The sequence below is a fragment of the Streptomyces sp. NPDC050610 genome (genome assembly GCF_040654875.1).
Taxonomy (GTDB): domain Bacteria; phylum Actinomycetota; class Actinomycetes; order Streptomycetales; family Streptomycetaceae; genus Streptomyces.
The window spans coordinates 107,948-133,660 of record NZ_JBFAIV010000003.1; the positions used below are offsets into that span (position 1 = coordinate 107,948).

The 25,713-nt window shown below is 70.2% G+C and carries 20 protein-coding genes, 1 tRNA gene and 1 pseudogene; 14 read left to right on the top strand and 8 right to left on the bottom strand.

The window, feature by feature from the left end:
- Positions 1-442: 442 nt before the first annotated feature.
- From AB0I22_RS04835 to AB0I22_RS04855, 5 genes are all read left to right on the top strand, one after another.
- Entirely contained in the window at positions 443-784 is a 342-nt protein-coding gene (locus AB0I22_RS04835) for a thiovarsolin family RiPP (protein ID WP_363129197.1), read from the top strand.
- A gap of 297 nt (positions 785-1,081) precedes the next feature.
- Positions 1,082-2,425: a YcaO-like family protein gene (locus AB0I22_RS04840; RefSeq protein WP_363129198.1), complete on the top strand. Its 1,344-nt coding sequence runs from the start codon at positions 1,082-1,084 to the stop codon at positions 2,423-2,425.
- 18 nt (positions 2,426-2,443) lie between these two features.
- On the top strand, positions 2,444-3,232 hold the full coding sequence (locus AB0I22_RS04845; protein ID WP_363129199.1) for a TfuA-like protein: 789 nt from the start codon (positions 2,444-2,446) through the stop codon (positions 3,230-3,232).
- On the top strand, positions 3,229-4,749 hold the full coding sequence (locus tag AB0I22_RS04850; protein WP_363129200.1) for an MFS transporter: 1,521 nt from the start codon (positions 3,229-3,231) through the stop codon (positions 4,747-4,749). The genes AB0I22_RS04845 and AB0I22_RS04850 overlap by 4 nt, the downstream gene beginning before the upstream one ends.
- Before the next feature lie 111 nt (positions 4,750-4,860).
- Positions 4,861-6,162 (top strand): peptide ligase PGM1-related protein, encoded by a 1,302-nt coding sequence (locus AB0I22_RS04855; protein WP_363129201.1) that lies wholly within the window; start codon positions 4,861-4,863, stop codon positions 6,160-6,162.
- A 388-nt stretch (positions 6,163-6,550) separates the two neighbouring features.
- Here AB0I22_RS04855 and AB0I22_RS04860 read toward each other — a convergent pair.
- The 3 genes and pseudogenes from AB0I22_RS04860 to AB0I22_RS04870 form a co-directional block, all read right to left on the bottom strand.
- Positions 6,551-6,994: pseudogene (locus AB0I22_RS04860) on the bottom strand (chlorophyllase); the annotation flags it as partial.
- Positions 6,995-7,342: 348 nt separating this feature from the next.
- Complete coding sequence (locus AB0I22_RS04865) at positions 7,343-8,047, bottom strand: nucleotidyltransferase family protein (RefSeq protein WP_363129202.1); 705 nt, start codon at positions 8,045-8,047, stop codon at positions 7,343-7,345.
- Positions 8,048-8,370: 323 nt separating this feature from the next.
- Positions 8,371-8,458: transfer RNA gene (locus AB0I22_RS04870), tRNA-Leu, on the bottom strand.
- Positions 8,459-8,599: 141 nt separating this feature from the next.
- Between AB0I22_RS04870 and AB0I22_RS04875 the strand changes: the two genes are divergently transcribed.
- The 4 genes from AB0I22_RS04875 (at position 8,600) to AB0I22_RS04890 (ending at position 13,059) form a co-directional block, all read left to right on the top strand.
- Entirely contained in the window at positions 8,600-9,889 is a 1,290-nt protein-coding gene (locus tag AB0I22_RS04875) for a DUF2254 domain-containing protein (RefSeq protein WP_363129203.1), read from the top strand.
- Positions 9,890-10,114: 225 nt separating this feature from the next.
- The gene (frc, locus tag AB0I22_RS04880) at positions 10,115-11,359 is read left to right on the top strand and encodes a formyl-CoA transferase (protein WP_363129204.1); all 1,245 of its coding nucleotides are present in this window, start codon (positions 10,115-10,117) and stop codon (positions 11,357-11,359) included.
- Positions 11,359-11,535, top strand: coding sequence for a hypothetical protein (locus AB0I22_RS04885; protein WP_363129205.1), 177 nt, complete (start codon positions 11,359-11,361; stop codon positions 11,533-11,535). The genes frc and AB0I22_RS04885 overlap by 1 nt, the downstream gene beginning before the upstream one ends.
- A gap of 75 nt (positions 11,536-11,610) precedes the next feature.
- Positions 11,611-13,059 (top strand): OFA family MFS transporter, encoded by a 1,449-nt coding sequence (locus tag AB0I22_RS04890; RefSeq protein ID WP_363129206.1) that lies wholly within the window; start codon positions 11,611-11,613, stop codon positions 13,057-13,059.
- A gap of 332 nt (positions 13,060-13,391) precedes the next feature.
- Here the strand turns inward: AB0I22_RS04890 and AB0I22_RS04895 are convergent, their stop codons facing one another.
- Positions 13,392-14,078, bottom strand: a complete 687-nt coding sequence (locus AB0I22_RS04895; protein WP_363129207.1) for a GntR family transcriptional regulator — start codon at positions 14,076-14,078, stop codon at positions 13,392-13,394.
- Positions 14,079-14,484: 406 nt separating this feature from the next.
- Here AB0I22_RS04895 and fdhD point away from each other — a divergent pair, with 406 nt between their 5' ends.
- Entirely contained in the window at positions 14,485-15,333 is an 849-nt protein-coding gene (gene fdhD, locus AB0I22_RS04900; RefSeq protein ID WP_363129208.1) for a formate dehydrogenase accessory sulfurtransferase FdhD, read from the top strand.
- Positions 15,334-15,515: 182 nt separating this feature from the next.
- On the opposite strand, the gene AB0I22_RS04905 is transcribed toward fdhD, so the two are convergent.
- Positions 15,516-15,974: a MarR family winged helix-turn-helix transcriptional regulator gene (locus AB0I22_RS04905; RefSeq protein ID WP_363129209.1), complete on the bottom strand. Its 459-nt coding sequence runs from the start codon at positions 15,972-15,974 to the stop codon at positions 15,516-15,518.
- Between the two features lie 83 nt (positions 15,975-16,057).
- Between AB0I22_RS04905 and AB0I22_RS04910 the strand changes: the two genes are divergently transcribed.
- Entirely contained in the window at positions 16,058-16,990 is a 933-nt protein-coding gene (locus AB0I22_RS04910; protein WP_363129210.1) for a zinc-binding dehydrogenase, read from the top strand.
- A gap of 204 nt (positions 16,991-17,194) precedes the next feature.
- Complete coding sequence (locus tag AB0I22_RS04915) at positions 17,195-19,045, top strand: sialidase family protein (RefSeq protein ID WP_363129211.1); 1,851 nt, start codon at positions 17,195-17,197, stop codon at positions 19,043-19,045.
- Between the two features lie 220 nt (positions 19,046-19,265).
- Here the strand turns inward: AB0I22_RS04915 and AB0I22_RS04920 are convergent, their stop codons facing one another.
- Together AB0I22_RS04920 and AB0I22_RS04925 are read right to left on the bottom strand one after the other, a co-directional pair.
- Positions 19,266-20,708 (bottom strand): MFS transporter, encoded by a 1,443-nt coding sequence (locus AB0I22_RS04920; RefSeq protein WP_363129212.1) that lies wholly within the window; start codon positions 20,706-20,708, stop codon positions 19,266-19,268.
- A 164-nt stretch (positions 20,709-20,872) separates the two neighbouring features.
- Complete coding sequence (locus tag AB0I22_RS04925; protein WP_363129213.1) at positions 20,873-21,643, bottom strand: winged helix-turn-helix domain-containing protein; 771 nt, start codon at positions 21,641-21,643, stop codon at positions 20,873-20,875.
- Positions 21,644-21,707: 64 nt separating this feature from the next.
- On the opposite strand from AB0I22_RS04925, the gene AB0I22_RS04930 reads away from it, so the two are divergent.
- Complete coding sequence (locus AB0I22_RS04930) at positions 21,708-23,363, top strand: MFS transporter (protein WP_363129214.1); 1,656 nt, start codon at positions 21,708-21,710, stop codon at positions 23,361-23,363.
- A gap of 10 nt (positions 23,364-23,373) precedes the next feature.
- Here AB0I22_RS04930 and AB0I22_RS04935 read toward each other — a convergent pair whose 3' ends face one another.
- Complete coding sequence (locus tag AB0I22_RS04935) at positions 23,374-24,459, bottom strand: bile acid:sodium symporter family protein (protein WP_363129215.1); 1,086 nt, start codon at positions 24,457-24,459, stop codon at positions 23,374-23,376.
- 202 nt (positions 24,460-24,661) lie between these two features.
- On the opposite strand from AB0I22_RS04935, the gene AB0I22_RS04940 reads away from it, so the two are divergent.
- Positions 24,662-25,567: a LysR substrate-binding domain-containing protein gene (locus tag AB0I22_RS04940; protein ID WP_363129216.1), complete on the top strand. Its 906-nt coding sequence runs from the start codon at positions 24,662-24,664 to the stop codon at positions 25,565-25,567.
- The last annotated feature ends 146 nt before the right edge of the window (positions 25,568-25,713 follow it).

The window sequence follows — 25,713 nt, forward strand, 5'->3', positions numbered from 1 at the left end:
CTCTCGACCCCCTCGCCGGACTTTTTGATCTTCGGCGGCCGGGCGTTCGGATTCCCTGAAAACAGATGGATCACGGGCGAAACCATCAGCCGCGCAACATGGCTGAAATGTTACGCCCGCCAGACCGACGCCTCTCGGGGGCCAACTCCACCATCTTGACCGGGTGTTGACTGGACTTGCCCACTGTGCCATCGTGACGAAATGGCCTCCTGCCGGAGGAAATGCCTTCTTCCCGCCATCCAGGAAGTCCGGAGAATGCGTATTACCGTTCGACCTCCATACGCATCCGGCCGGCAATACTACCAACGGTGGCATGGAAATTGACGCACGACTCGGCAGGAGTGGAGTCGGAATGACGTTCCCGTGCGGGGCAGTGCGATATTCCCGACGCTGTCGACCGTGGTCGGCCGTCCAAACGCGCAAGGAAAGGAAAGGGCCCTTGATGAGGAAAGAATCGGATCTCAGGCTCGACGAGCTCGCACACGTGAACCCGGAGCAGCTGCAAGCCTTCCTGGAGGAACGCTCCAACGCCACCGTCCACGGCGCGACGGACTCCTACTTCTCGGGGCCGCGGGCGCAGACGGTGCGCGGCACGAGTGACGCCCACTTCTCGGGGCCGCGAGCCCAGACCGTACGCGGCACCAGCGACGCCCACTTCTCGGCGCCCCGAGCCCAGACCGTACGCGGCACCAGCGACACGCACTTCTCGGCGCCCCGTGCCCAGACCGTACGCGGCACCAGCGACGCCCACTTCTCGGCACCGCGAGCCCAGACCGTTCGCTGAACCCTCCGCGCCCCGGGGGCCGGAGCGTCGGGTCTCACCGCCCGCGGCCGCGGAAGGGCTGCCCCGGGGACCGGCCCCTGTCCGCCCCAGAACGGGCAGGGGCTCGCGACCGTCCTCGCACGGCGCGTCCTTGCACAACCCCTCCACGGCCCCCGCCACATCTCGCGGCACCTCACGGTGTCTCACGTCGCGGCTCGGACGAGTGGGCAGAGGAGGCGAAAAGGGCTGGGCGGAAAAGGCGGAGAGAACGAGGGAAGAGGAAGAGCGGGAAGAGGAAGAGAAGGAGACGGAGAGAGCGTGAGAATACGGGCTCATGCCCCCAAGGCCGCAGGTCCCGGCGTTCACCGCGAGGTCACCACCCGGGAGACCTGGGAGCGCATCAGCCCCCACCTGCGCCGGGCCGGCATCACCCGGCTGGCCGACATCACCGGACTGGACTACCTGGGTATCCCCGTGTACAGCGCCGTCATCCCGAGGTCCAACGACAGCATCTCGGTGTACAGCGGCAAAGGGGCCACCCCCATCGACGCGAAGGTCAGCGCCGCGATGGAGGCGATCGAGCGGTACTCGGCCTGGCTGCCCGTCCGCCCCGACCTCGTCGCCTCCTATGACGAACTCGCCGCGGCCGGCGAGACCGTCATGCACCCCGCCGAATACACCCTCGAACTCGCCCCCGGATACCGCGACGACAACCCCATGTCCTGGCTCCGCGGCTGGGACCTCCTGGGCGAAGAGCACGTCCTGGTCCCGCAGGACGGCGCCGTCTACCAGGCCCGCCTGCACGAGGAACCGTGCTACCGCATCGCCACCACCACGGGCCTGGCCTCGGGCAACAGCCTTGAGGAGGCGATCTGCCACGCCCTGTGCGAGCTGATCGAGCGCGACTCGATGACCCTGGCCGAGCTCGTGAGCAACTACCTCCCGCAGGTGCTGGCCGGCGAGGAGCGGGCCTCGCCCGGCACCGTCGACCGGCTCCGCGGCCGCCACCCGCATCTGCGGCTGGAGACCGCGCCGCCCGCGGCACAGGAAATGCTCGCCCGCTTCCACGCGGCCGGCATCGACGTCCGCGCCATCGACGTCACCTCTCCCCTGGGCATCCCCACCTTCTTCGCGGCGACGAGCGAGGACATCGGACCCGCCACCTCGCAGGGACACTGCGGTTACGGAACCCACCCCGACCCCGAGGTGGCGCTGCTGCGCGCACTCAGCGAATGCGCCCAGGCCCGGGCCGTCGACATCCAGGCCATGCGCGAGGACATCACCCTGCCCGGCACGCGGGTCACCAAGTACGAGCTGCACGTGCGGCGTTCCGCGTCCGTGGACAAGAGCACCTGGGCCTGGCAGCCGGCGAGCCGCACCGTCGCCATGGCGGACGTCCCCGCCTTCCCCTCCGACGACGTACGGGCGGACATCGACCTCATGCTCGGCCGGCTGTGCGAAGCGGGCATCCCGCGGGTCGTCGTGGTCGACCTGTCGCCCCCGCAGATTCCGGTCAATGTCGTACGGGTGATCGCGCCCGGGCTGGAATCCTGGGCGACCGACTACTGCCGGATCGGGCCGCGCGCCGCGCACGCGTGGCGAACGGCCGTTCAGGAGCTGCTCGTCACCCCGCCGGACCTCTCCGCCATCCCCTCGGCCTGACATCTGGGAGCGTTCCGCATGGACCTGGACCCGGTGGTCTTCCTCGGCCCGAGCCTCGGCCGCGCCGTCGCGGCCCGTACGCTCGACGCCGAATTCCTGCCGCCCGTCGTCCGTGGCGACATCGACGCCCTGCTCGCCCGGCCCCGGCCGCCCTGTCTGATCGGCATCGTGGACGGCCGGTTCCTCGACAGCCTGGCCGTCTCCCCCAAGGAGGTGCTGCGCGCCGTCGACGCGGGCATCCCTGTCTACGGCTCGTCCAGCATGGGGGCGCTCCGTGCCGCCGAGTGCTTCCCGTTCGGGGTGACGGGCGTCGGCCGCATCTTCGACGCCTACGCTTCCGGGGCCGTCGACGCCGACGACGAAGTGGCCCTCGTCTACGATCCCGACACCCTGCGCGCGACCTCCGAGCCGCTGATCAACCTCCGGTTCGCCGTCCGGGCCGGAATCGCCACGGGCGAACTCGACGCCGCCGCCGGCGAACGGTTCCTGGCCCTCGCCAAGTCGCTGCACTTCCCCCGGCGGACAGTGGTGAACGTGCTGCGCATGCTGGCGGCCGAAGGCTTCGCGACGGACGGGATCGCCGCCTACTTCGCCGAGCGCGCACCCGACACCAAGGCGGAGGACGCCCTCGCGCTCCTCCGGGCTCTGCGCGACCGCCTAGAGTCCGAGACCTCTGCGACCACAGACGGCGTGGACACGGACGGCCTGGTCACAGGTGGCATGACCGCAGAGGGTACGGACACAGACGGCATGGACACAGACGGCGTGGCCGCACCGCCGGGCCGCTTCGAAAGGGCTCGTTCTTGATCCGTACCTATCGGTCTCTCCTCGCGGTCCCCGGCGCCGCCCGCTTCAGCGCCGCCGCCTTCATCGGCCGGCTGCCCGTGCCCATGCTCGGACTCGGCGTCGTCCTGCTGATCTCCGCGCGATCGGGTTCCTACCGGACGGCCGGCGTCGTCGCCGCCGTGACCATGCTCGGTTACGCGCTGACCGCACCGCTGGCGGGCAGGTTGGTGGACCGCTTCGGACAACGCCGCGTGCTGCTCGCCTCCGCCGCCGCGCACGGCGCCGGCCTGCTGACGCTCATGTCCGCCACGACCGCCTCGGTGTGGCTGCTGTGCCTGGCGGGAGCCGTCACGGGCGCCTCCCGGCCGTCCACCGGCACGATGGTGCGTACGCGATGGGCGCACGTACTCCCTTCAACCGTCCCAGGTCTCGCCGAGCCCGGACCGTCGGCCGGAAAAGGCCCCAAAAGACCTAAAGGACCTCAAGGACCGCAAGGGCTCAAAAAGGCCGAAGAAGCCAAAGGGGATAAAGGGGATAGAGAAGCCAAAGGATCGTCAGACGCCAACGGCCAGGTGACCACCGAAGAGAGAATCCCAAGCCCGTCACCACCGCCGTCGGTCACGTTGGAGGCCGCCTTCTCCTTCGAGGCGGTGCTGGACGAGGTGACCTTCATCGCGGGCCCCGTCCTCGTCACCGCGCTGGCCACGCGTCTGAGCCCCTGGGCCGGACTGCTGTGCTGCCTGGTACTGACCGTCGGCGGCTCGACGGCACTCGCACTGCAACGCGCGACCGAGCCCCCGCCCCGGCGGAACCCCGCGCACCGCGGCACCGCGCTCGCCGTGCCCGGCATGACCGTGATCTTCGCCGTGTCCTTCTGCAACCTCGTCGGCGTCGGCGTCCTCGACCTCGCCGTCGTCGCCCGCGCCGAGAACCTGGGCTCGCGCGCCCTGTCGGGTCCCCTGCTCGCGATGCTCGCTCTCGGCAGCATGGCGGGCGGACTCTGGTACGGGAGCCGCACCTGGCGCACCGCCCCGCGCGTGCTGTGGCTCCGCTGCCTGGGCGTCCAGGTCGTCGGCCTGGTCCCCCTCGCCCTGTCCCCGGGCGTGTGGGCGCTGACCGCGGCGATGTTCGTCGCCGGTCTGACCGTCGCCCCGATCGGCATCTCCGGCCTCGTACTGATGGAGCGGCTGCTGCCCCCGCACCTGCTCACCGAAGGCATGGCGGCGGAGACCGCGGCCATGGCGCTGGGCGCGGCGGCGGGCGGCTGGCTCTCCGGAACTGTGGTCGAGGCCCTGGGCCCGGCCCGCGCCCTCGCCCTGCCCGCCGCCACGGCGGCCCTCGCGTTCCTGATCGCCGTCTGCTGTTCCCGGTCGGCCGTCCCGCCCACCGTCGACGACGCTGCGCCGGCCGCGGCGGACAGCCGCCTCCCACCCGGACCCGAGTCGGAACCTCGTACCCCGTCCGGCCCTTACACAGCATCCCGTCTCCAGTCCCGCACCCCGCCCGGCCCCGAGACGGAGTCCGGACAACCGCTGTGATCCCCGCCCGCCGACGCCCTCGGGAGTCACCCCCGCCCCGCAGCCTCCTTCGACACTCCGAGAACCCCGAGAACTCCGAAACCTCCGATACCTCTGAGAAGGGACGCTTCGATGTCTCGCCTGCTCATCGGCAACGACTTCACCGAAGATCTGGAGGACGCCGGTGAACAACGGCTGGCCACCGTGCGCTGGCATGCCAAGCGCGCCCTCTTCTTCGCCCGGGACCACGACGTCCTCGTCCTCCCGGAGGCTCCCGACGACTCGTTCGTCCGTTACGTGACGGCCCTCACCGGCACCGACCCCGCCTCCCTCGCCGTCGTCACCTCACCGGGCTCCGCAGCGCTGACCTCGGCGACGCTCGCCGACCCCGCCCTCCACGAGCGCGTGCGCGCCGCGCTGACGGGCCGCCGGGTCGACGAAGTGATCCCGCTGCACCCCGACCCGGCCGCGGTGGAACTGGCCCGTGGACTCGGCCTGCTGGACGCGGTGGCCGGACACGCTTTCATCGCCCAGGGCGGCGGCTCTCTGGCCAACAGCAAGGCCGTCTTCCGCGCCCTGGCTGCCGGTACGGGCACCCCGATCCCCGACGGCACGGTGTGCGCCGACGTGGAAACCGCGGCACGGGCGGTGTACGTCCTGTTCGAGCGAGAACATCCCGTCATCGTCAAGCACGAGTACCGCCAGGCCACCCGGGGCAACGAAATCCTCAGCCCGTTCGGCGGCATCACCGCATGGGGCGCACAACATCTGACCGTCCTCAGCGACCGGCGCGCCGTCGCCGCACACCTACGGGACAACTGGGGCCGGCTGACCAGCGGCGGGCGCCACCGCCTGGTGGTGGAACGGTACTTCCCCGACTCCACCGCGCTCTTCGCCGAGTTCAAGCTCACCGACACGGGGACCGAGCCGGCCGGACAAGGGGAGATGATCTACGACCCGACCCCCAGCGCGCAGATCATGCCCGTACGCACCGTCCGCCCGGAACTGACCGCCGAACTCCTCGCACGAGGCCGCGAACTCTGCGAGCCCCTGCGCGCAATGGGCTACCGAGGCACGGTCAGCACCGACGCGATCGTCACCCCGGACGGGCAGCTGTACTTCACCGAGTTCAACAGCCGCACCACCGGCTCGACCCACATCTACGCGGAGATCGGTGCGCGCATCGTCGGACCGGACTACCCGGACCGCCGCGTCCTGCTGGAACACGTCGCCTGGCCGGTCACCTCATTCGACCAGGCGGTCACCGCGCTGACGGAGGCCGGTCTCGCCTACAGCCAGGACACGCGCACCGGTGTCGTCATCAGCACCGCCTTCGACACCGCCCATCAGGATGTCTGCTTCTGCGTGGTCTCGGAGGACCTCGCCGAGGCCACGAAGCTGCGACTGCGCGTCCTGGGGCTGGTCGACGCCTAGCCGTTCCATCCCGCACTCGCTACGGAATACGCGCGACCGCCTCCCCTGATCCGACGCCGAGGCCAAAACACCACACTAGATCGACAGTTGAGACACCGGCGGTCGGCAGGAACACCGCTGCGGTGCCCTGCCCGATCGCCGGCCGGCCAATGCCGCGTAACGGGCAAGGTGACGAGCCGCCGCCACCGGTCCTGAGCCATGGCTGTCCGCCCCGTGACCGGGCTGCGGCACAGGCTCAGTTCTCGTTGCCTGCGCGCGGGCACGCGTGGCCGAGCCGAGCGGCGCCGCGCTCGACCCGCTCGGCGCCGCCTTACGAGACACCGCCACGGACGCCGACCGCCGTGGCGGACCCGCCCAGCCGGCGCCCGTAAGGCTCGGAACTGGTCGGCTACTTGCTCTGCAACTTACCCAGCGGGTCGGGGTCCTCCGCCAGAGCGGCAGCCGCTGCCTGCCAGCCGGCGTCCTCGGGATTGAGGGCGCTGCGCAGGAAGGCCGTGGTGAGCCGCTGGAGCAGGGCGACGCGTGCGGGGCTCTCGTCCGTCGTCTCGGCGGCCTCGTATCCGGGGATGCCTCCGAGGGAGTGCTCGGCGTCGAACAGTGTGAGCAGGCTCTTGTCTCCCGGGCTGTAGGTGTAGGGGTCGGTGAACCAGTCCGGTCCGCGAGTGGACAGCGCGGAGTCGTCGCGGTCCCCGGCGACGATGAGAGCCGGCGCGGTCATGGTGCCGAAGGACGGCCTCATGAAGGGGAGGTGCTCGGCCGCGAACGGGGTCAGGCTGCCGCCCAGACCGGTCAGGGCGAGCAGCACACCCGCCTTGACCCGTGGGTCGGACATGGACGCGCCTTCCATTCAGTGCTTTCGCACTCCGTTCAATGCCTTCGCACTCTTGAGTTCGGCGGGGCCGGCGGTCCGTAACACCGCAGGCCCGGCCGATCGCCCCTGTTCTGCTTCCATAGATGAAGCGGAACATCGCTCCGCTAATGATACGGAACGACGTTCCGCTTGGCAAGGCCGACCTAGGCGAAGCCGAGACGAGAGAGCGACCAGCCTCAAGCGCGAACGAAAAGTCATGAAGAGTCACGAAAAGGCATGAAGTGACGAACTCAGGAGGCCGCCGAGCGACGAGCCCACGACCACGAGCCGGTTACGACCACGTCGGGGCAAGCTCCCCAACGGCGTACGTCACACCAGGCGACCGGAAGGCCACCCGCCGAGCCCACATTCCAGGTCAGCGAGATCCCGCGAGGTGTTCACGGCCCACCACGGCGCATCCACCGGGTACCCCATGAGCTGGCGGATTCGGATCAGACGGGCCAGCGCGCTGGGCGCGTGATCCCCTTCGTCGGGGAGCAGACCGACCACGTCAGGGTCGAAGAGGTAGACGCCGGCGTTCACCCGAGCACCCGGCGCCCACGCTGTTTCCAGTGCCGTCACCCGGCCGCACTCATCAAGCTCGACGCCGGCCCGGGGCCGGGCGGAGCGAGCCAAGGCCACGGTCGCCGGCGCGGCGTGCCGTACGTGGTGCGCACGCATGCCCGCGAGGGGGAAACGGGTGCAGATGTCCCCATAGGCGGCGAGCCAGGGCTCGTCGGGGTACGGCAACACCCTTGCGCCTCGCTTGAGCCCCCCACCGCGCCCCAAGGGCCGCTCTTCCACCACCACATCGACGCGCAGCGGCAGTCTCTGCGACTCCAGATAGTCGATGATGACGGCGGCCAGATACCCCGCCGAGACGATGACGTGCTCCACTCCGGACTCAGCGAACCAGTCGATTTGATGCCGCAGAATCGGCGTGCCCCGCACGTCGACCATCGCCTTCGGCCGATCACACGTCAGAGGACGAAGCCGCCGCCCGAATCCCCCCGCCAGCACCACCGCCTGACGCACAGCCGCTCCGCCTCCCCCGTCGGCCGCCCCTCTTTTTCCCGGCAACCGAGATCCGCCAACGCCGCCCGCCTCACGGCCCCTGCGGCCCCTTTGAGTCACCGGACATAAACTCAGAGTACCCAGCCGAGTAGCGCACTTACGCAGATCCACCCCGGCACAACACGGCGCGGCAGAGAGGGACCCCGCATCGGAGTTCCGCATTCACGGCAGGTACGACCTGTCACCCTCGGCCCGACCAGGCGATTCGCCGGGCTGTTGGCCGCGCGGCCTGGTCACGCACTGCCCAGAAACGCAAAAGACCCCACGTGAAGTGGGGCCTTAGCTGGTGTCCGAGGGGGGACTTGAACCCCCACGCCCGATAAAGGGCACTAGCACCTCAAGCTAGCGCGTCTGCCATTCCGCCACCCGGACCAGGTGTTGTCGGCGCGGGGCGTTGCCCGCGGCGACATGGACAACAATACCAAGGTTTCGGAGTGCCTTTCACCCCGCTATTCACCCGGGCCATAACCTCTATTTATGGTCAATAGCGGGCAAACAGTACAGAGTGACAGGATGCGCAGGCCACGGCCGCTCTCGCCGTTGCGGGAGCATCTGCGGGATACGTTCTGGTTCACGCCCGCGGTGGGGCTCGTCGGGGCGATCGTGCTGGCCGCGGTGGTGCTCACACTGGACAATCTGGTGGTCGAGGCGCTCCAGGAGGACGGCGAGTACGGGACCGTCTCCTCACTGATCAAGATCGCCGAGGACGCCAAGTCGATCATCACGACCGTCGGGTCGGCGATGCTCACCTTCATCGGCGTGGTCTTCTCCATCAGCCTGGTCGCGCTCCAGATGGCCAGCGGCCAGTTCTCACCGCGCGTGGTGCGGCTCTACGTGCGCAGCCGGATCACCAAGGCCACGTTCGCGGTGTTCCTGGCCACCTTCCTCTTCGCCCTGCTGGTGCAGGCGTCGTACGAGAGCGAAGCGAACCCGCGCACGGTGTCCACGGTGCCCTTCATCTCCGGCATCACCTGTGTGGTTCTGGTGCTGGTGAGCCTGGTGCTGTTCATCGCCTACGTGAACTCGACGATCCGGCTGATGCGGGTCAGCCACGTCGTCGACCGGATCACGCGCGAGGCGTTCCGGGTGCTCGACCGGTACGAGCACGGGAGCGGGGACGCGCCCGACCTGCCTGAGGCGGTGGCCGAAGCCGCGCATCAGGGACGGGCCGGGGTGCTGCGGGATGTGCACATCGCGCGGCTCGTACGGATCGCCCGGCGCAACCGGGCGGTGTTCCGGCTCGTGCCGCGGATCGGCGACTTCGTGGTGCCGGGGACGCCCGTACTCACTGTCCACGGCGGCACCACGCCCTCGCGGCGCGCCCTGCGGCACACCATGACCGTCGGCGTCGAGCGGACGTACCACCAGGACCCGGCGTTCGGGCTGCGCCAGCTCTCCGACATCGCGTTGCGCGCCCTGTCCCCCGCCGTGAACGATCCGACGACCGCCGTGCAGTGCCTGGACCGGATCACCCAATTCCTGGCGGTCATCGCGGACCGGCCGTTGGGGGCGCTCCTGCACCGTGACGCCAAAGGGGAGGTACGGCTGGTGCAGGAGCTGCCGGAATGGACCGATCTGGTGGATCTGGGGTTCAGCGAAATCCGGGGGTGCGTCGAGGGCAACCCGCAGGTCAGCCGGCGGATGATGGCCGCGCTCGACGATCTGTGGTGGCTCGCCGACGAGGAACGGCGGGTGCCGTTGGCCCGGCACCGCGCGCTTCTGGTGCAGGCCGTGGAGCGTACGGTTCCGGAGGCCGCCGACCGGGCATTCGCACTGCGCCCCGACCGGCAGGGCATCGGCTAGTCAGCGCTTCAGACGCCTGCGCTTCGACGCCCGTACCTCGATGCCCCTGCCCCGATTGCCCTGTCTCAATTGCCTCCTTCCCTCCCCGGCCCTCTGGACAGCGACCGCCAAGGGGAGTACCAAGTCTCATACAGTATTCGTCGACTGTATGCAATTTGCCGCGAGTCCAGAACCACGCCAACCCCTCCCCCACGAAGCACAGGTACGACAGTAAGGAGGCCCGCTGTGGCAACTCAGGGCACAGTCAGGGCGCTTGAAGGTGTGCGTGTGCTCGACATGACACACGTGCAGTCCGGCCCGTCCGCCACTCAGCTCCTCGCCTGGATGGGCGCGGACGTGGTGAAACTCGAATCCCCCACCGGTGACATCACCCGCAGCCAGCTCCGCGATCTCCCTGATGTGGACTCGCTCTACTTCACGATGCTCAACTGCAACAAACGCAGCATCACCCTCAACACCAAGACCCCACGCGGCAAGGAGATCCTCACCGAGCTGATCCGCCGCTCGGACGTGATGGTGGAGAACTTCGGGCCTGGAGCGGTGGACCGGATGGGCTTCTCCTGGGAGCGAATCCACGAGATCAACCCCCGCCTCGTCTACGCCTCCGTCAAGGGCTTCGGGGACGGCCCGTATACCGGCTTCAAGGCGTACGAGGTGGTGGCGCAGGCCATGGGCGGGGCGATGTCCACGACCGGCTTCGAGGGCGGGCCGCCGATGGCGACCGGGGCGCAGATCGGCGACTCGGGCACCGGCGTGCACGTGGTCGCCGGCATCCTCGCCGCCCTCTACCAGCGCGAGCGGACTGGGCGCGGGCAGCGCGTGAACGTCGCCATGCAGCACGCCGTACTCAATCTGTGCCGGGTGAAGATACGCGATCAACAGCGGCTCGCGAACGGACCGTTGGCCGAGTACCCGAACGAGAGCTTCGGCGACGAGGTGCCGCGTTCGGGCAACGCGAGCGGCGGCGGCCAGCCCGGCTGGGCGGTCAAGTGCGCGCCCGGCGGGGCCAACGACTACGTCTATGTCATCGTCCAGCCCGCCGGCTGGCGGCCCATCACCGAGCTGCTCGGTCGGCCGGAGCTGGCGGCGGACCCGGAGTGGGCGACGCCTGAGGCCCGGCTGCCCAAGCTCGGCAAGATGTTCCAGCTGATCGAGGAGTGGACGAGCACGCTGCCCAAGTGGGACGTGCTGGACCGGCTCACCGCGCGCCATATCCCCTGCGGCCCGATCCTTTCCACCAAGGAGATCCTCGCGGACGTCTCGCTCGCCTCCGACGGAATGGTCGTCGAGGTCGAACACCCCGAGCGCGGAACGTTCACCACCGTCGGCTCGCCCATCAAACTCTCCGACTCCCCCACCACCATCGACCGCTCTCCACTGCTCGGCGAACACAACTCGGAGATATACGCCGGGGAGTTGGGTCTCGACGAGAACGAAATTCAGCTGCTCAAAACGGATGGAGTGATGTGATGAAAGGTTATGCCGGGGCGGCGGTAGGCGCGGTACGCGCCGTACGCGCACCCCTGAGCGCGGCCCGCGTGACGGGCCGTACAGGACTCGCCTCCCCCGAGTACAAGCCGATCGCCGACATGCACGGCAGCAGCCGCCGCCACTGGAACCGCGCGGCGGGCCACTTGGTGACGTAACGCATCCCCGAGCTCACGAAAAGACCGGAACAGGGGGAACTGATCAGGTTCTTTCGAAGCCAAGGGGACAACAGCATGAGCACAGCGGAACGACGGAACGACGGACGACCGAACGACGGACGACGGGACACTGAACGGCGGGACATCGAATCGCCTGCCTACCGGGAGATCACGGACAGCAAAGGGCGCGTTTATCGCGTCGGCGAGAGCGACCTCGACATCCTCGGACACAAACGCCGCTTGATGGTGATCCTGCCGTGGGTCGCCATGATGGGCATCAGCGTCTTCGAGTACGCCTACGGGTCCGCCGAAAGCACCCTCCACAAGGCGCACGGCTGGACGAACACCAACACCTTCTGGATCCTCAGCGTCTGGGTCTTCTTCCAGGCCGGAATCGCCTTCCCCGCCGGTCGGCTGCGGGAGAAGGGGCTGCTGTCGGCGCGCGCGGCGATGTTCCTGGGCTCCGCGCTCGCCTGCGTCGGATTCCTGTCGATCTCACATCTGCACAGCGTCGTCGAAGCGATCATCGGCTTCGGGGTCATCGGCGGCATCGGCGCCGGAATGGTCTACGCGACCTGCATCAACATGGTCGGCAAGTGGTATCCGGAGCGGCGCGGCGGAAAGACCGGATTCGTCAACGGCGGGTTCGCGTACGGCGCGCTGCCGTTCATCTTCATCTTCAACTACACCTTCGACGCCGGGGATTACCAGGAGGTGCTGGACCTGGTCGGGCTGTATGTGCTGCTCGTGGTGGGCTGCTGCGCCTTCTTCTTCAAGGACCCGCCCAAGAACTGGTGGCCCGCGCACGTCGACCCGCTGAGCCCGCGCACAGCCGGCAAGAATGCGGGCAGCCTCTCGAAGAACCCCCCGGCGGCTCGTCAGTACGGTCCGATGGAAGCCACCCGGACCGGAATGCTGCCGCTGATGTGGTTCTGCCTCGTCATCATCGCGGGGGTGTCGATCTTCGGCATCTCCTTCCAGGTGCCTTTCGCCAAGGAGGTCGGATTCGGCCCCATGGTGGCGGCCCTCTCCATGGGCGTCATGTCGGTGATCAACGGAACGGGGCGGGGCGCCGTCGGCTGGATCTCGGACCGGTGGGGGCGAAAGCCGACGCTGGTGTGCGTATTGGTGATCGAGGGCGTGGCGCAGTTCGGGGTGCTGTGGGCGGGCGATGCCCGCAACCAGTTCATGTTCCTGTTCTTCGCCGTCGTCTCCGGCTTCGGCGGCGGGGCATTCTTCCCGCTGTTCGCCGCGCTGGTCCCGGACTATTTCGGCGAGAACCACAACGCGTCCAATTACGGGCTGGTCTACAGCGCGAAACTGGTCAGCGGTCTGTTCGGCGGCGGACTGGGCGCGATGGTGGTCTCGGCCTGGGGGTACTCCGGGGCGTACGTCCTGGCCGGCGGCATCTCGTTGATCGCGGCGGGGTGCTCGATGCTGCTGCGACCGCCGGGGCAGCCGCGACTGCCCCGGCGGGTCAAGGTCAAGCCGAATCCACTGCCGGTGCACCGTGAGGCGATTTAGCGGCCTGGCGGTCTGTCGGCTCGACCGTTGGGCGGCCCGGCTGTCTGGTGGCGTCACAGTCTGACGGTCCAGCCGGTTTCGGGGCTTTCATGCCGAATGCGCGGCTTGCGTAGCGGCCGGCGGTGCTCGCGCGTACGGCTACGGCCCGGTGGTGTGAATGCCGCCGGGCCGTACGTACGTATGGACGCGGGGAGCGGCGCGGGCTCGGGCCCGCGTTCGAGCCCCGGGCCCGGGCGGGGTAGAGGCTCGGGCCGGGATTCAGGGTCGGTCTCGAACTCGGGCTGATACCGAGGCCGAGGCTCAGGCCCAGTCCCCAGTCCTCCAGTCCCGCCTCAGGAAGGGATCGAGGTGTCACGCTCGTGATAGGAGAGGCGCGTGTGCTCGGTGTGAGTGCGCATGACCTCCGTCGCCTTCTGCTCGTCGCGGGCGGTGATCGCGGCGATCAGTTCACGGTGCTCGATCCAGGACTGCTTGCCGCGCTGCCGGGCGATCGGCGTGTAGTACCAGCGGACGCGGCGGCCGACCTGCCCGGCCAGTTCGGTCAGCACGGCGTTGCCGGCCAGCTCCATGACCTTGGCGTGGAACTCGGCGTTGGCCGCGACAGCCGCTTCCACATCGTCCTCGCGCACGGCGTGCTCGCCCTGTGCGCACAGCGTCTCCAGTTCCGCGATGCCGGCGGAGGCGGCGTTCGCCGCGGCGAGCCTGGCGGCCTCGGCCTCCAGCAGCGTACGGACGGAGAGCAGCTGGTCGGCCTCTTCCTCGGTTGGCTCGTGGACGAACGCGCCCTGTGCGGGGCGCAGGTCGATCCAGCCCTCGGTGTTGAGCCGCTGAAGCGCCTCGCGCACCGGCTGCCGGGAGACGCCGAGATGGCCGGCGAGCTCGCTCTCCACGAGGTGCTGACCGGGCTGTAGCGCGCGCGTGGTGATCAGGTCGAGCAACGCCTCATATACCCGCTCGCGCAGTGGTCCGGGGCGTTCGAGTTTCGGTACCGATCCCTGTGGCAGTCCGGCGGACAGCATCGGGCCCCTCCGTTGGTTTCTGTCTACGGTCTACGGCGAACTCTAGACGGCGGAGCAGCATGCCTCGCAAGAAAGTTCGAGCACGCTCCGCGCTCTACTCGATTTCTGTGGAATACTGTAGACAATATTCCACTGTATGGAGAGTGAATCCGCGTTCTCGACACCGCTTTTTCGACTTTCGCCGCATTCTCGACGGTTTCGACGCCTTCTTGGCTCGTTCGGCACCATATTCGTACTCCGGGGCGGCTTCGGGCCCCTGGGCGTCGTCTTCGACCACCGTCGACACGCCCTCCGCTCGCCGCGGGGTGGGCCGCACGCCGACTCTCCATATAGGTACAGGACAATGGACCTGCCGGGTGACACCCCGGACGGTACACACTGGATCGGACGGACGGGACTGATCGACATGGGACGGGTCACCGCGCGACGCCGCGTCATCCGCATTCGCGACGGAGCCGTGAGCTCGCGCCCGGACACGCTCGTCACCGAGGAGCCGCTGGAAATCCGGCTGAACGGAAAGCCGCTGGCCATCACGATGCGCACGCCTGGCGACGACTTCGCGCTGGCGGCGGGCTTCCTGGTGAGCGAGGGCGTCCTCGGCAGCGCGGACGAACTGGCGAACATCGTCTACTGCGCGGGGGCGACCGAGGACGGGTCCAACACCTACAACGTGGTGGACGTACGGCTCGCGCCCGGCGTCCCGGTCCCCGACATCACCCTGGAACGCAACGTCTACACCACCTCGTCGTGCGGCCTGTGCGGCAAGGCGAGCCTGGACGCCGTACGGACCACGACGCGCTGGGAGATCGCCGACGCGCTGCCCGTCCGCATCGAACCCGAACTGCTGGCCGCCCTGCCCGACCGGCTGCGCGCGTCGCAGCGCGTCTTCGACCGGACCGGGGGGCTGCACGCGGCGGCGCTCTTCACCACCGACGGCGAACTCCTGGACGTACGCGAGGACGTGGGCCGACACAACGCCGTCGACAAACTCGTCGGCCGCGCCCTTCAGCAGGGGCGGCTGCCGCTCTCCGACGCGATCCTGCTCGTGTCCGGCCGGGCCTCCTTCGAGCTGGCGCAGAAGGCGGTGATGGCCGGCATCCCCGCCCTCGCGGCCGTCTCCGCTCCCTCCTCCCTCGCCGTCGATCTCGCCGCGGAGACGGGGCTGACCCTGGTCGGTTTCCTCCGCGGCTCTTCGATGAACGTGTACGCGGGCGATCACCGGATCGCCCTGCGCACGGAGGCCGGCAGGGGCTGACCTACTCCGGGGGCAGTACCGCCGGTACCGACTGCCGCTGGATACCGGGTGCGGGTGCCGACGGATATCGGTTGCCGGTGTCGGCGGATATCGGTCGTGGGCTCCGGCGAGCGCCGGTGGTGGGTTCACCCCCGCCACCCCCCGACACCGGCTCGCCGCTGCTCGCCTATTCGCCTGCTCGCCTATTCGTCGGCGGCGTCCGATTCGGCATCTACCACGCGCGCGAGCAAGGCCAGGAGCAGCTCGCGCTCCGTGACCGAGAGCGGAGCCAGAAGCGCCTCGTTGGCCTCGTCCCCCAGCCTGGCGAGCCGGATCAGGCGGCGGCGGCCCGCCGCGGTGATGGCGATGGCGTTCTTGCGGCGGTCTTTCGGGTCCGGTGTGCGGGTGATGAGCCCCACGGCCTCCAGATCGTTGAGGAAGCCGACCATGTCCTTGGGGTCGAAGCCCGTCGAGCGCCCCAGCTCCGCCTGGGCCACCGGCCCCAAATCTGCGACGGCCGAGAGCACGGCGTGGTGCGGCATGCGCAGGCCGTCCTGCGCGAGGGCCTCGCTCACCAGGCGGCGGCCACGGGCGGCGGCACGGTTGAGAAGCCAGCTCGGCAGGGCCTGTATCCGCGCGAGGGCGGGAGGGTTCTCGGTCATGGGGAAAGTCTATCGAAAAAACATTGGGCTTCCCAACGAAAAACGTGTACCGTTGGGGCTCCCAACGACAGCTGGAGGTAGGCGTGCGACGCGTCCGGTATTTCGAGAACGGCGGTCCCGAGGTCCTGCGCGTCGAGGAAGCTCCGGTGCCCGTCCCCGGCCCTGGTGAGCTGCTGCTGCGCACAGAGGCGATCGGCGTCACCCTGCCCACCGTGCGGAAGGTGCGCGAGGGCGGTCAGCCACTGCCCGCGAGCCTCGGCGGCGAGGTGGCCGGAGAGATCGTCGCGCTCGGCCCGGACACCACCGGTTTCTCCTTGGGCGACCGCGTCACCGGCCTCTGCTTCGGCGACGGCTACGCGGACCGCGCGCTCCTCAGCACCGCCATGGCGTCGCACATCCCGGACGGCACGAGCGCGGCCGACGCCGTCGCGCTCGTGCGGTCCGGGCTGGTCGCCCTCGGCGCGTACGAGGCGGCTCGGCCCGCGGCGGGCGAGTCCGTGCTGGTCACCGGCGCGGCGAGCGGAGTGGGGCACCTCGCCGTACAGCTCGCCAAGGCGCGTGGCGCGGCCCGAGTCGTGGCCGCGGCGAGCTCGCCGGAGAAGGCCGTGTTCCTGAAGGGGCTGGGGGCCGACGAAGTAGTGGCATACGGGGACGAGTCCTGGGGCGATCCGGTGGACATCGTGCTGGACGCGGTGGGCGGGGAGCTGCTCCCCCGCTCCATCGCCGCCCTCGCGCCGGGCGGCCGGCTGGTGGCCTACAGCTCGGGAGGTGGGGCCATCCAGGCGTACGACCTCCTCGTGGGGGCGAAATCCGCCATCGGCTTCCAGCTCGGGCTGATAGCCCGTGAGCAGCCGCGACTATACGAGCGGTGGCGCGCGGAGCTGTGGCGGCTCTTCGCCGAGGGGGCCCTGCGACCGGCGATCCACGCCGAACTGCCCCTGGTGCAGGCTGCGGCGGCCCACGAGATCATCGAGACGCGCGCCAACCTCGGCAAGGTGATCCTGCAACCCGGGTGACTCCCGGCCAGGTGACGCACGGTTCTTGTGGGTGCGAAGGAGCGGTGATTACGTTCTGCGCACCGCACACAGGACATGGGACGTTGGACCTCCAGCTGTCGTGAAGGGCGCACCATGGATTCAGATCTTCGTGCACTACACCGACATGTCGTCAGCAGACGCCTCATCAGCGGACACGCCGTCAGGCGGTGGCTGCGGCGGGCCATGGCCGTAGCCTCGGGCGCGCTGCTCGCACTCCTCCCCCTCCCCGCTCCGGCCGCGGGCGCCGCCCCTTCGGCGGCGCCCGCCGACTTCGACCAGCGCGTCCTTTTCAAGGCGTCGCAGGAGCGCGGCTACGCGTGTTTCCGGATTCCCGCGATCGTCCGCTCGACTCATAACACCCTCCTCGCCTTCGCCGAGGGCAGGAAACGCAACTGCGGCGACTCGACCGATATCGATCTCGTCCTCAAGCGCTCCACCGACGGCGGCCGCACCTGGGGCCCGCTGCGGGTGGTCGACAGGGGCAACGGCGACACCCACGGCAACCCCGCACCGGTCGTCGACCGTGCCAGCGGCCGTATCGTGCTGGCGACCACCCATAACAAGGGCCGCGCCGACGCGAAGAGCTGCGACGTGCCATGCGACCGCACGCCGCATATGCAGTACAGCGACAACGACGGCGTGAGCTGGTCGCCCTCACGGAACGTCAGCCGCAAGCTGCGGCCGCGCGGCTGGAACTCCTGGTACGCGACCGGCCCCGTGCACGGCATCCAGCTCGCCCACGGCCGGCACCGCGGCCGCCTCGTCTTCTCCGTCAACGCCGAGAGCTGGAACGGTCACCGGGTGACCGCCAATCACGCGGCTCTCATGCACAGCGACGACGGCGGACGGCACTGGCATATCGGCGCGGTCGACAGCTGGCCCATCTCCCCCGGCGGCACCTTCCGTCAGAAGCCCTCCGAGATGACGCTCGCCGAGCGGAGGGACGGCGCGATCTATGTGAACGGGCGCGAGCAGGACGGCGTCGACCTCGGCAACCGCGACTACGCCGTCAGCCGCGACGGCGGCGACAGCTTCGCCGCGCCGTTCCGTACCATCCCGGACCTCTACTCGCCCATGGTGCAGGGGTCCGTCATCCAGCGGCGGCCGGGGCGCTGGCTCCTGTCCCTGCCGGGCGACCCGGACCGCCGCCGGACGATGATGATCCGCTCCTCCTACGACGAGGGGCGCACCTGGGAGAGCGCGGACCGCGGCAAAGCCGTCACCAACGACTGGTCGGGCTACTCGGACATGGTGACGATCGACCGCCGACGGACCGGACTGCTCTACGAGGGGGGCGCGCACGAAGCACGGGAGGAGATCCGGTTCGCGCGCTTCACGGAGCGCTGGCTCGGTCCGCGCCGGGCGGCGGATCACAGGACCCGGGACCGGGCGGCGGGCGCGCGAGCCGCTTCTGTGCTCGGCGATGCGCGGCCCACTGACGGCAGGTTCGGGCCCGGGCTCGCCTTCGACGGGAAGGACGACGCCGTCCGCCTGCCCTACCGCGACTCGCTGCCGCTCGGTTCCCGTGACTTCACCGCGGCGCTCTGGTTCCGCTACGGCGCGGCCGGCGGCGAGCAGCCGCTCCTGTGGATGGGAGGGGTGGGAGACAGGTCCCCGCAGGTGGCGTTATGGGCGGACCCGGCGGGTGACCGAATATCCGGGCGGATCACAGTGTTATCGGGCTCGGCGCCGGCCAGGACCGCCGTCGTCAGCAGCCAGGGGGCGTACAACGACGGCCAGTGGCACCATCTCGCGCTGCGGCGCGGCGGCGGACGGCTCGTTCTGACCGTCGACGGCGTGGCGGCGACCGCGCCCGATGTGCCGGGCACGGTGAGTCGCACTTCGCCGTTCGGGGTGCATCTGGGGCAGAGGACCGACAGCCGCGCGTATCTGACGGGGGATCTGGACGAGGCGAGGGTGTACGGCCGGGCGCTGTCCGACGCGGAGCTGGACCGTTTCCGTACGGACAACTCTCCGGTCGACGGCGAGCCCCCGGTGCTGTGGCTGCCGCTGGACCGCGTGGGGCGGTTCTGAGGCCGACGGATTGATCGGGCGGTCAGTCGGTCACGTGGCCGGATGGTCGATGGGGCGGTTGGCCGGATGGGCGGTTGGCCGGGTGTTCGCTTGGCCGGGGGCTCGCTTGGCCCGGTTGGTCAAGTGCCGGTCGGGACAGCAACGGCCAGTTGTTGAGGGAGCGATCGGCCAGTGGTGGGCCTGTGGTCGGTCAGTGCGGGACGGGAATGAGGGGTGGTGGTCAGTTGCGGGCGGTGTCGTGGTGGCGGGGCAGGGTGAGGACCATCATGAGCACGCTGCCCAGCAGGATGAGCGAGCCGACGCCGAAGGCCAGGCCGTAGCCGCCGGCCATGGCGCTCTTCCCGCCGCCGGAGCCGATGCGGGAGGCGGCGACGGTGGAGAGGATCGACAGGCCGAGGGCGCCGCCCATCTGGCGGGAGGTGTTGATCAGGCCGGAGACGAGTCCCTGGTCGGAGGGGTCGGCGCCGGAGGTGCCGAGCGAGGCGACGGGGGTGGCCGTCAGGCCGGCGCCGAGGGCCATGAGGATGCCGGGGCCGAGGATGTCGGTGAGGTAGGCGCCGTCGGCGCTCATGCGGCTCTGCCAGACCATGCCGGCCGCGGATATCAGCGCTCCGGTGATGGCGAGGTTCTTGGCGCCGGTGCGGTGCATGAGTCGGGGGGCGATCTTCGAGCCGAGGACGATGCTCAGGGAGTGCGGGATGAAGGAGAGGCCGGCTTGCAGCGGCGTGTAGCCGAGGACGTTCTGCATGTAGAGGGAGAGGAAGTACCACATCGAGAACATGGCGGCGCCGGCCAGGACCATCGCCGCGTTCGCCGACGACACCGACCGGATGCGGAAGAGCTTCAGCGGCATCAGGGGCGCCTTGGTGCGGGCCTCGACCGTCACGAAGGCCGCGATCACGACCAGTCCGGCGGTCATCGGCAGCAGGGCGACCGGGGCGGTCCAGCCCTTCGACTCGGTCTGCACGATGCCGTACGCCACGAGGGCGAGGCCGCCGGTCACCAGAAGCGCTCCCGGGATGTCCAGCCGCCGTCCCTCGCTCCGGCGGCTCTCCGTCAGCCACAGTGCGGCGCCGGCCAGGACGAGGGCGCCGACGGGCACGTTGATCAGCAGCACCCAGCGCCAGGACAGGTACTCCGTGAGCACCCCGCCGACCAGCCCGCCCACCGCGCCGCCGCCCGCGCCGACGGCGGTCCAGGTGGCTATCGCGCGGGTGCGCGCGTGCCCGGCCGGAAAGGAGGTGGTGAGGATGGTGAGGGAGGCCGGGGAGAGTACGGCCGCGCCGACGCCCTGCACCGTGCGTGCGGCGACCAGTTGCCACCCCTCTTGCGCGAGGCCACCCGCCAGGCTCGCGATCGTGAAGAGCACGAGCCCGACCACGAAGATCCGCTTACGACCGAAGATGTCGGCCGCCCTGCCGCCGAGCAGCATGAACCCGGCGAAGGTGATCACATAGGCGTTGACCACCCACTGGAGCCCCAGTTCGCTCAGCCCGAGCCCGCCCCGCATCGCGGGCAGCGCCACATTGACGACGGAGACGTCCAGCACCACGAGGAACTGCCCGGCGCAGACCAGCAGTGTCACCAGCCAGGCGGGGGAGGTTCTTTGGCGTATGTCGTCAGGAACTTCTGTGGACGCGGCAGTTGAGGGCATAGAACTCATGCTCCCATTCGCCTCTCGGGTCTCGCATCGGCGTATGGGCGCACGCGGTCCGACCCGCGCGCCCCTGCGGTGCCGGGGGCTCTGCGGTGCCGGGGGCTCTGCGGTCGCGCCCCGGCGAAGACGGCTCCCTACTCACCCTCTTCACCTTCTTCGCCACGGGAGAGCTAACTCCTGCTGGGTTCCTCGGTGCGAACGCCGAAGACGTGCCGCAGGCCGGCTGTGCCCTCTTCTGTGGGGTGGACGACTCGGGGGCTCGGGCCGTGGCGGATCCAGGTCAGTTCGAACAGGCGCTGGGTCAGGGCTGCGCCCAGGGCGCCGGAGAGGTGGTGGCGCTGTTCGCTCCAGTCGACGCAGTAGCGGATGGCGGGGCGGCGGGAGGGGAGTTGGTCCATGTCGACGCCGAAGGAAGTGAGTTCGCGCCGGCCGGCCTCGGTGAGCTGGTAGTCGATATCGCGGCCGTAGGCGGAGAGCCGGTCGCGTACGGCCTGTTCGGGGCGGTGGATGCCGTCGTGGCCGGTGAGCAGGGAGCGGTCGATGAGGGCGCTCATCAGCGCTACGCCCAGCCGCCCGGCCAGATGGTCGTAGCAGGTGCGGGCGCGGCGGAGGGCGTTGGCGCGGCTGCCTTCGCGGAGTGAGGTGACGGGCAGCGGGGGCGCGATGAGGGCGAGGGATTCGATGGCGGCGGCGACCTCGGGGCCGGCGAGGCGGTAGTAGCGGTGGCGGCCGTTCTTCTCGACGCCGATCATGCCCGCCTTCACGAGTTTGGCCAGGTGGGCGCTGACCGTCGGGGCCGAGACGCCTGCCTCGGCGGCCAGCAGCGAGGCCGGCAGCGCCCGCATGTCGGAGAGCGCCTTGAGGATGCGGGCGCGGGACGGGTCGGCGAACAGGGCCGCGGCGCGCGCGATGTCCGAGTCCCAGTTCTGCTGCGTGGTCATGGTCCGAGAGTACGGCGGTCACATTTCGTCGGGCGGCGAAGTATTCCCGTTCGAGACTCGGTGAATGTTCGCTGCCAAGACCGCCTTCGCCGCCCCCCGGTCGGGCCCGGGCCCCGCTGCCCGGCCCTCGATGCCGTTGCCGCCGCTCATAGCACTCAGCCTCGGTTATTTCATGGTCATGCTGGATGTCACCGTGGTGACCGTCGCCGTGCCGGGGATCCGTACGTCCCTGCACGCGGGGGCCGCCGGGTTGCAGTGGATCGTCGACGGTTACAGCGCCGTCTTCGCGGCGCTGCTGCTGCTCGGCGGCGGGCTGGGCGACCGGCTCGGGCACCGCAAGGTCTTCCTGGCGGGTCTCGGTGCATTCACCCTCGCCTCGATCGGCTGCGGGCTCGCGCCCACGACGGGGGCGCTGATCGCGACCCGCCTCCTTCAGGGCGTGGGCGCGGCGTTCCTGGTGCCGTCCTCGCTGGCGCTCGTGGGTGACACCTATCCGGAACGGGCGGTGCGGGCGCGGGCGTTCGGGATCTGGGCCACGGTGTCCGGGGTCGGGTTCGCCTCCGGACCGGTGCTCGGCGGGCTGATGTTGGCGGGGCTGGACTGGCGCGCGGTGTTCTGGCTCAACCTGCCGGTCGGCGCCCTCGCGGTGCTGCTGACCCTGCGGTACGTACCGGGCCCCGCCCCTCGCGGCCGGAGCGGACCGGCATCGGCCACCCCTCCCAGTCGCCGGGTCGATTCGGCATCCGCCACCGCGCCCAGCGGCCCGGGCGGACCGGCATCGGCCGCCGCGCCGCGTGCCGTGCGCGGGCGGTTCGACCCGGTCGGGCAGTCGCTGGCCGTGCTGGGGCTCGCGGCGCTGGCGGCGGCGCTCAATGAAGCGAGCGGCGCGGGGTGGGGATCGCCGCTCGTACTCGGTGCGTTCGGCGTCGCGGCACTGGCCCTGGGCGCCTTCGTCGCCGTCGAGCGGCGCTTGGAAGCCGCCCTCATACCTCGCCGTGGTCACCTCGCTTCCGCCTCCCGGCCGCCGCGTCTTCCGCTGCTTCCCCCTTCCCTGTTCCGGCGGAGCGGGATCGCGGCCACCGCCGTGATCGGGGTGCTGCTGAACCTCGGCTTCTTCGGGCTGCTCTACCTCGCCACCCTCTACTTCCAGCGGGAACGCGGGTACGGCCCCCTCGCCACCGGTCTCGCCATCCTGCCCGCCGCCGCCATGGTGCTCGTCTCCGCGCCGCTGTCCGGGCGGCTCACCGCGCGTTTCGGTCCGTACCGGCCCATGGCCTGGGGGCTCCTGCTGGGCGCCGTCGGGTTTCTCGGGTGGCTGGCGGCGGGGACCGGCACCTCGTACGCGTGGCTGCTGCTGCCGCTCGTCGTGACGGGGTTCGGGGTTCCGATGACCGTACCCGCGGCCACCGCCGCGATCATGGAGTCGGCCCCGGCGGACGGCGCGGGCATGGCATCCGCCGTGTTCAACGTGGCCCGCCAGGTGGGCAACGCCATCGGCGTCGCGCTCTTCGGCACCCTCGCCGCGACCGGCGGCAGTCTCGTCGCCGGGGTCCATCTGTCGGCGGTGATCGCCTCCGGCGCCTTCGCGCTGGGCGCGCTGCTCGCCTGGCGTACGGGCCGACGAGCCGACGAGCCGCTGGAGTATCCCCAGCTCAGGCCCAGGGTCAGGGCCCGCCCTCGAACCCCGAAGCGGCCCCCGCCCCCACCGCAGGCCCCATGACATCCCCGAACTACGCCACCGCGTCCGCCCGTTCGCCGGAGGACTCCGACACCGAAACCGCGTCAGAGGCCGAGCCTGAGACCGGGGCCGCCGGCTCCTCGCCATCGCCCGGCGGCGAGGCCAGCGCGTCCGCCTGGCGCGCGTAGCGCTTGGCCAGGACCGCGCAGACCATCAGCTGCATCTGGTGGAAGAGCATCAGCGGCAGCACCGCCAGGCTGGCCTGGGCCCCGAAGAGCACGGTGGCCATGGGCAGCCCGGCGGCGAGGCTCTTCTTCGAGCCCGAGAACGTGATCGCGATGCGGTCCTCGCGGTTGAAGCCCAGTTTGCGCGCCCCGAAGGTGGTCAGGGTGAGCATCGCGGCCAGTACCAGGGCCTCGGCCGCCAGCAGGCCGAGCAGTCGCCACACCGTCACCTGGTGCCAGATGCCGCGCACCATGCCTTCGCTGAAGGCCGCGTAGACGACGAGGAGTATGGAGCCGCGGTCGACGTAGCCGAGCACCTTCTTGTGCCGTACGAGGAAGGCCGCGACCCAGCGGCGCAGCAGCTGTCCGGCGGCGAACGGCGCCAGGAGCTGGAGCAGGATCGAGACCAGCGAGTCCAGCGAGAAGCCGCCGCCGCTGTTGCCCAGGACCAGGGCGGCGAGCAGCGGGGTGAGGACGATGCCGATGATGCTGGAGAAGGAGCCCGCGCAGACCGCCGCCGCCACGTTGCCGCGTGCGATGGAGGTGAAGGCGATCGAGGACTGGATCGTGGACGGCACCAGGCACAGGAAGAGCAGTCCGGTGTGGAGCTGCGGGCTCAGCACGTAGGGGACCAGGCCGCGGGTGGCCAGTCCCAGCACCGGGAAGATGGCGAACGTGCAGGCCAGTACGGTGAGATGGAGCCGCCAGTGCCGCATCCCGTCCATGGCCTCGCGGGTGGACAACCGCGCTCCGTAGAGGAAGAAGAGGAGCGCCACCGCGCCCGTGGAGGCGCCGTCGGCGACCGGTGCGGCTGAGCCGCGCGCGGGCAGTACCGCGGCCAGGGCCACCGTGCCGAGCAGCGCGCATATGTAGGGGTCCACCGGGAGTCTGGACAGGAAAGCTGGGCGACGCATGGTCTCTCTTCGATCGGCGGCCGGCTGCTCCCGCTTCGGGAGAACCGGCCGAAACGGTGTCTGTCTGTCCCACTAGCTGACTGGCGTTACACGGTGCCCTCCCCAGCCTGCCCCTGTTCAGCGGCATCGGGAACCCCTCTGACCGTGCTGACTGTCATCACAAAACGCGATAACACCCGCCGCCGCGGCTAGCCTGGTCGGCATGTTCGATCCGGCGCAGCTCCATACGTTCCTGACGGTCGCGCAAACCCTCAGTTTCACCCAGGCCGCGCAGCGCCTCGGGGTGCGCCAGTCGACCGTGAGCCAGCAGGTGCGCAAGTTGGAGGGGCAGGCCGGCCGGCAGCTCTTCGTCCGGGACACGCACAGCGTGCAGCTGACGGAGGACGGCGAGGCGATGCTGGGCTTCGCCCGTACGATCCTGGCGGCCAACGAACGGGCGGCCACCTGGTTCGCGGGCACCCGGCTGCACGGGCGGCTGCGGTTCGGGGCCTCCGAGGACTTCGTCCTGACCCGGCTGCCCGAGATCCTGGACGCCTTCCGCCGCGACCACCCGGACGTCGAGGTGGAGCTGACCGTGGAGCTGTCCGAGACGCTGCACGAGCTGCTGGCCGCCGGGCGGCTCGACTTGGTGCTGGCCAAGCGCCACCCGGAGGAGCCGCGCGGCCACGGCGGGGTGCGGGAGGAACTGGTGTGGCGGGACAAGCTGGTGTGGATCGGCAGCGCGCGGCTGCGGATCGATCCGCACCGGCCGCTGCCGCTGGTCCTGTACCCCTCGCCGGGCGTCACCCGCGCGCGGGCCCTGGAGGTGCTGGAGCGGCACGGCCGCTCCTGGCGCGTGGCGTGTACGAGCCGCAGCCTGAACGGCCTGATCGCGGCGGCGCGGGCCGGGCTGGGAGTGATGGCGCACACCCGGGGCATGATTCCGCCGGGGCTGCTCGGCGTGCCGGCCCGGGCCGGCCTGCCCGACCTCGGCGGCATCGACGTGGTGCTGCTGCACGCGGCCCGCGCGGGCTCGGCGCGGGGGCCCGCCGAGGCGCTCGCGGAGACCATTCTGGCGGGCGGGGACCGGCTCCAGGGGGCTCCCCGGATTGGTCCGGTCCTGGGGTAACGGCCCAGTGCCCGCGTCGGGGGGATTCGGTGCAGATGCGCGCGGGGCCGCGTCATCGGGCCGCCGAGAGGGTGTTCTGGAGCCGTGCGGGATCGAATACGGTCGCGACACCAGGCGGATACGGAGTGTCACAAGGAGCGGGTAGT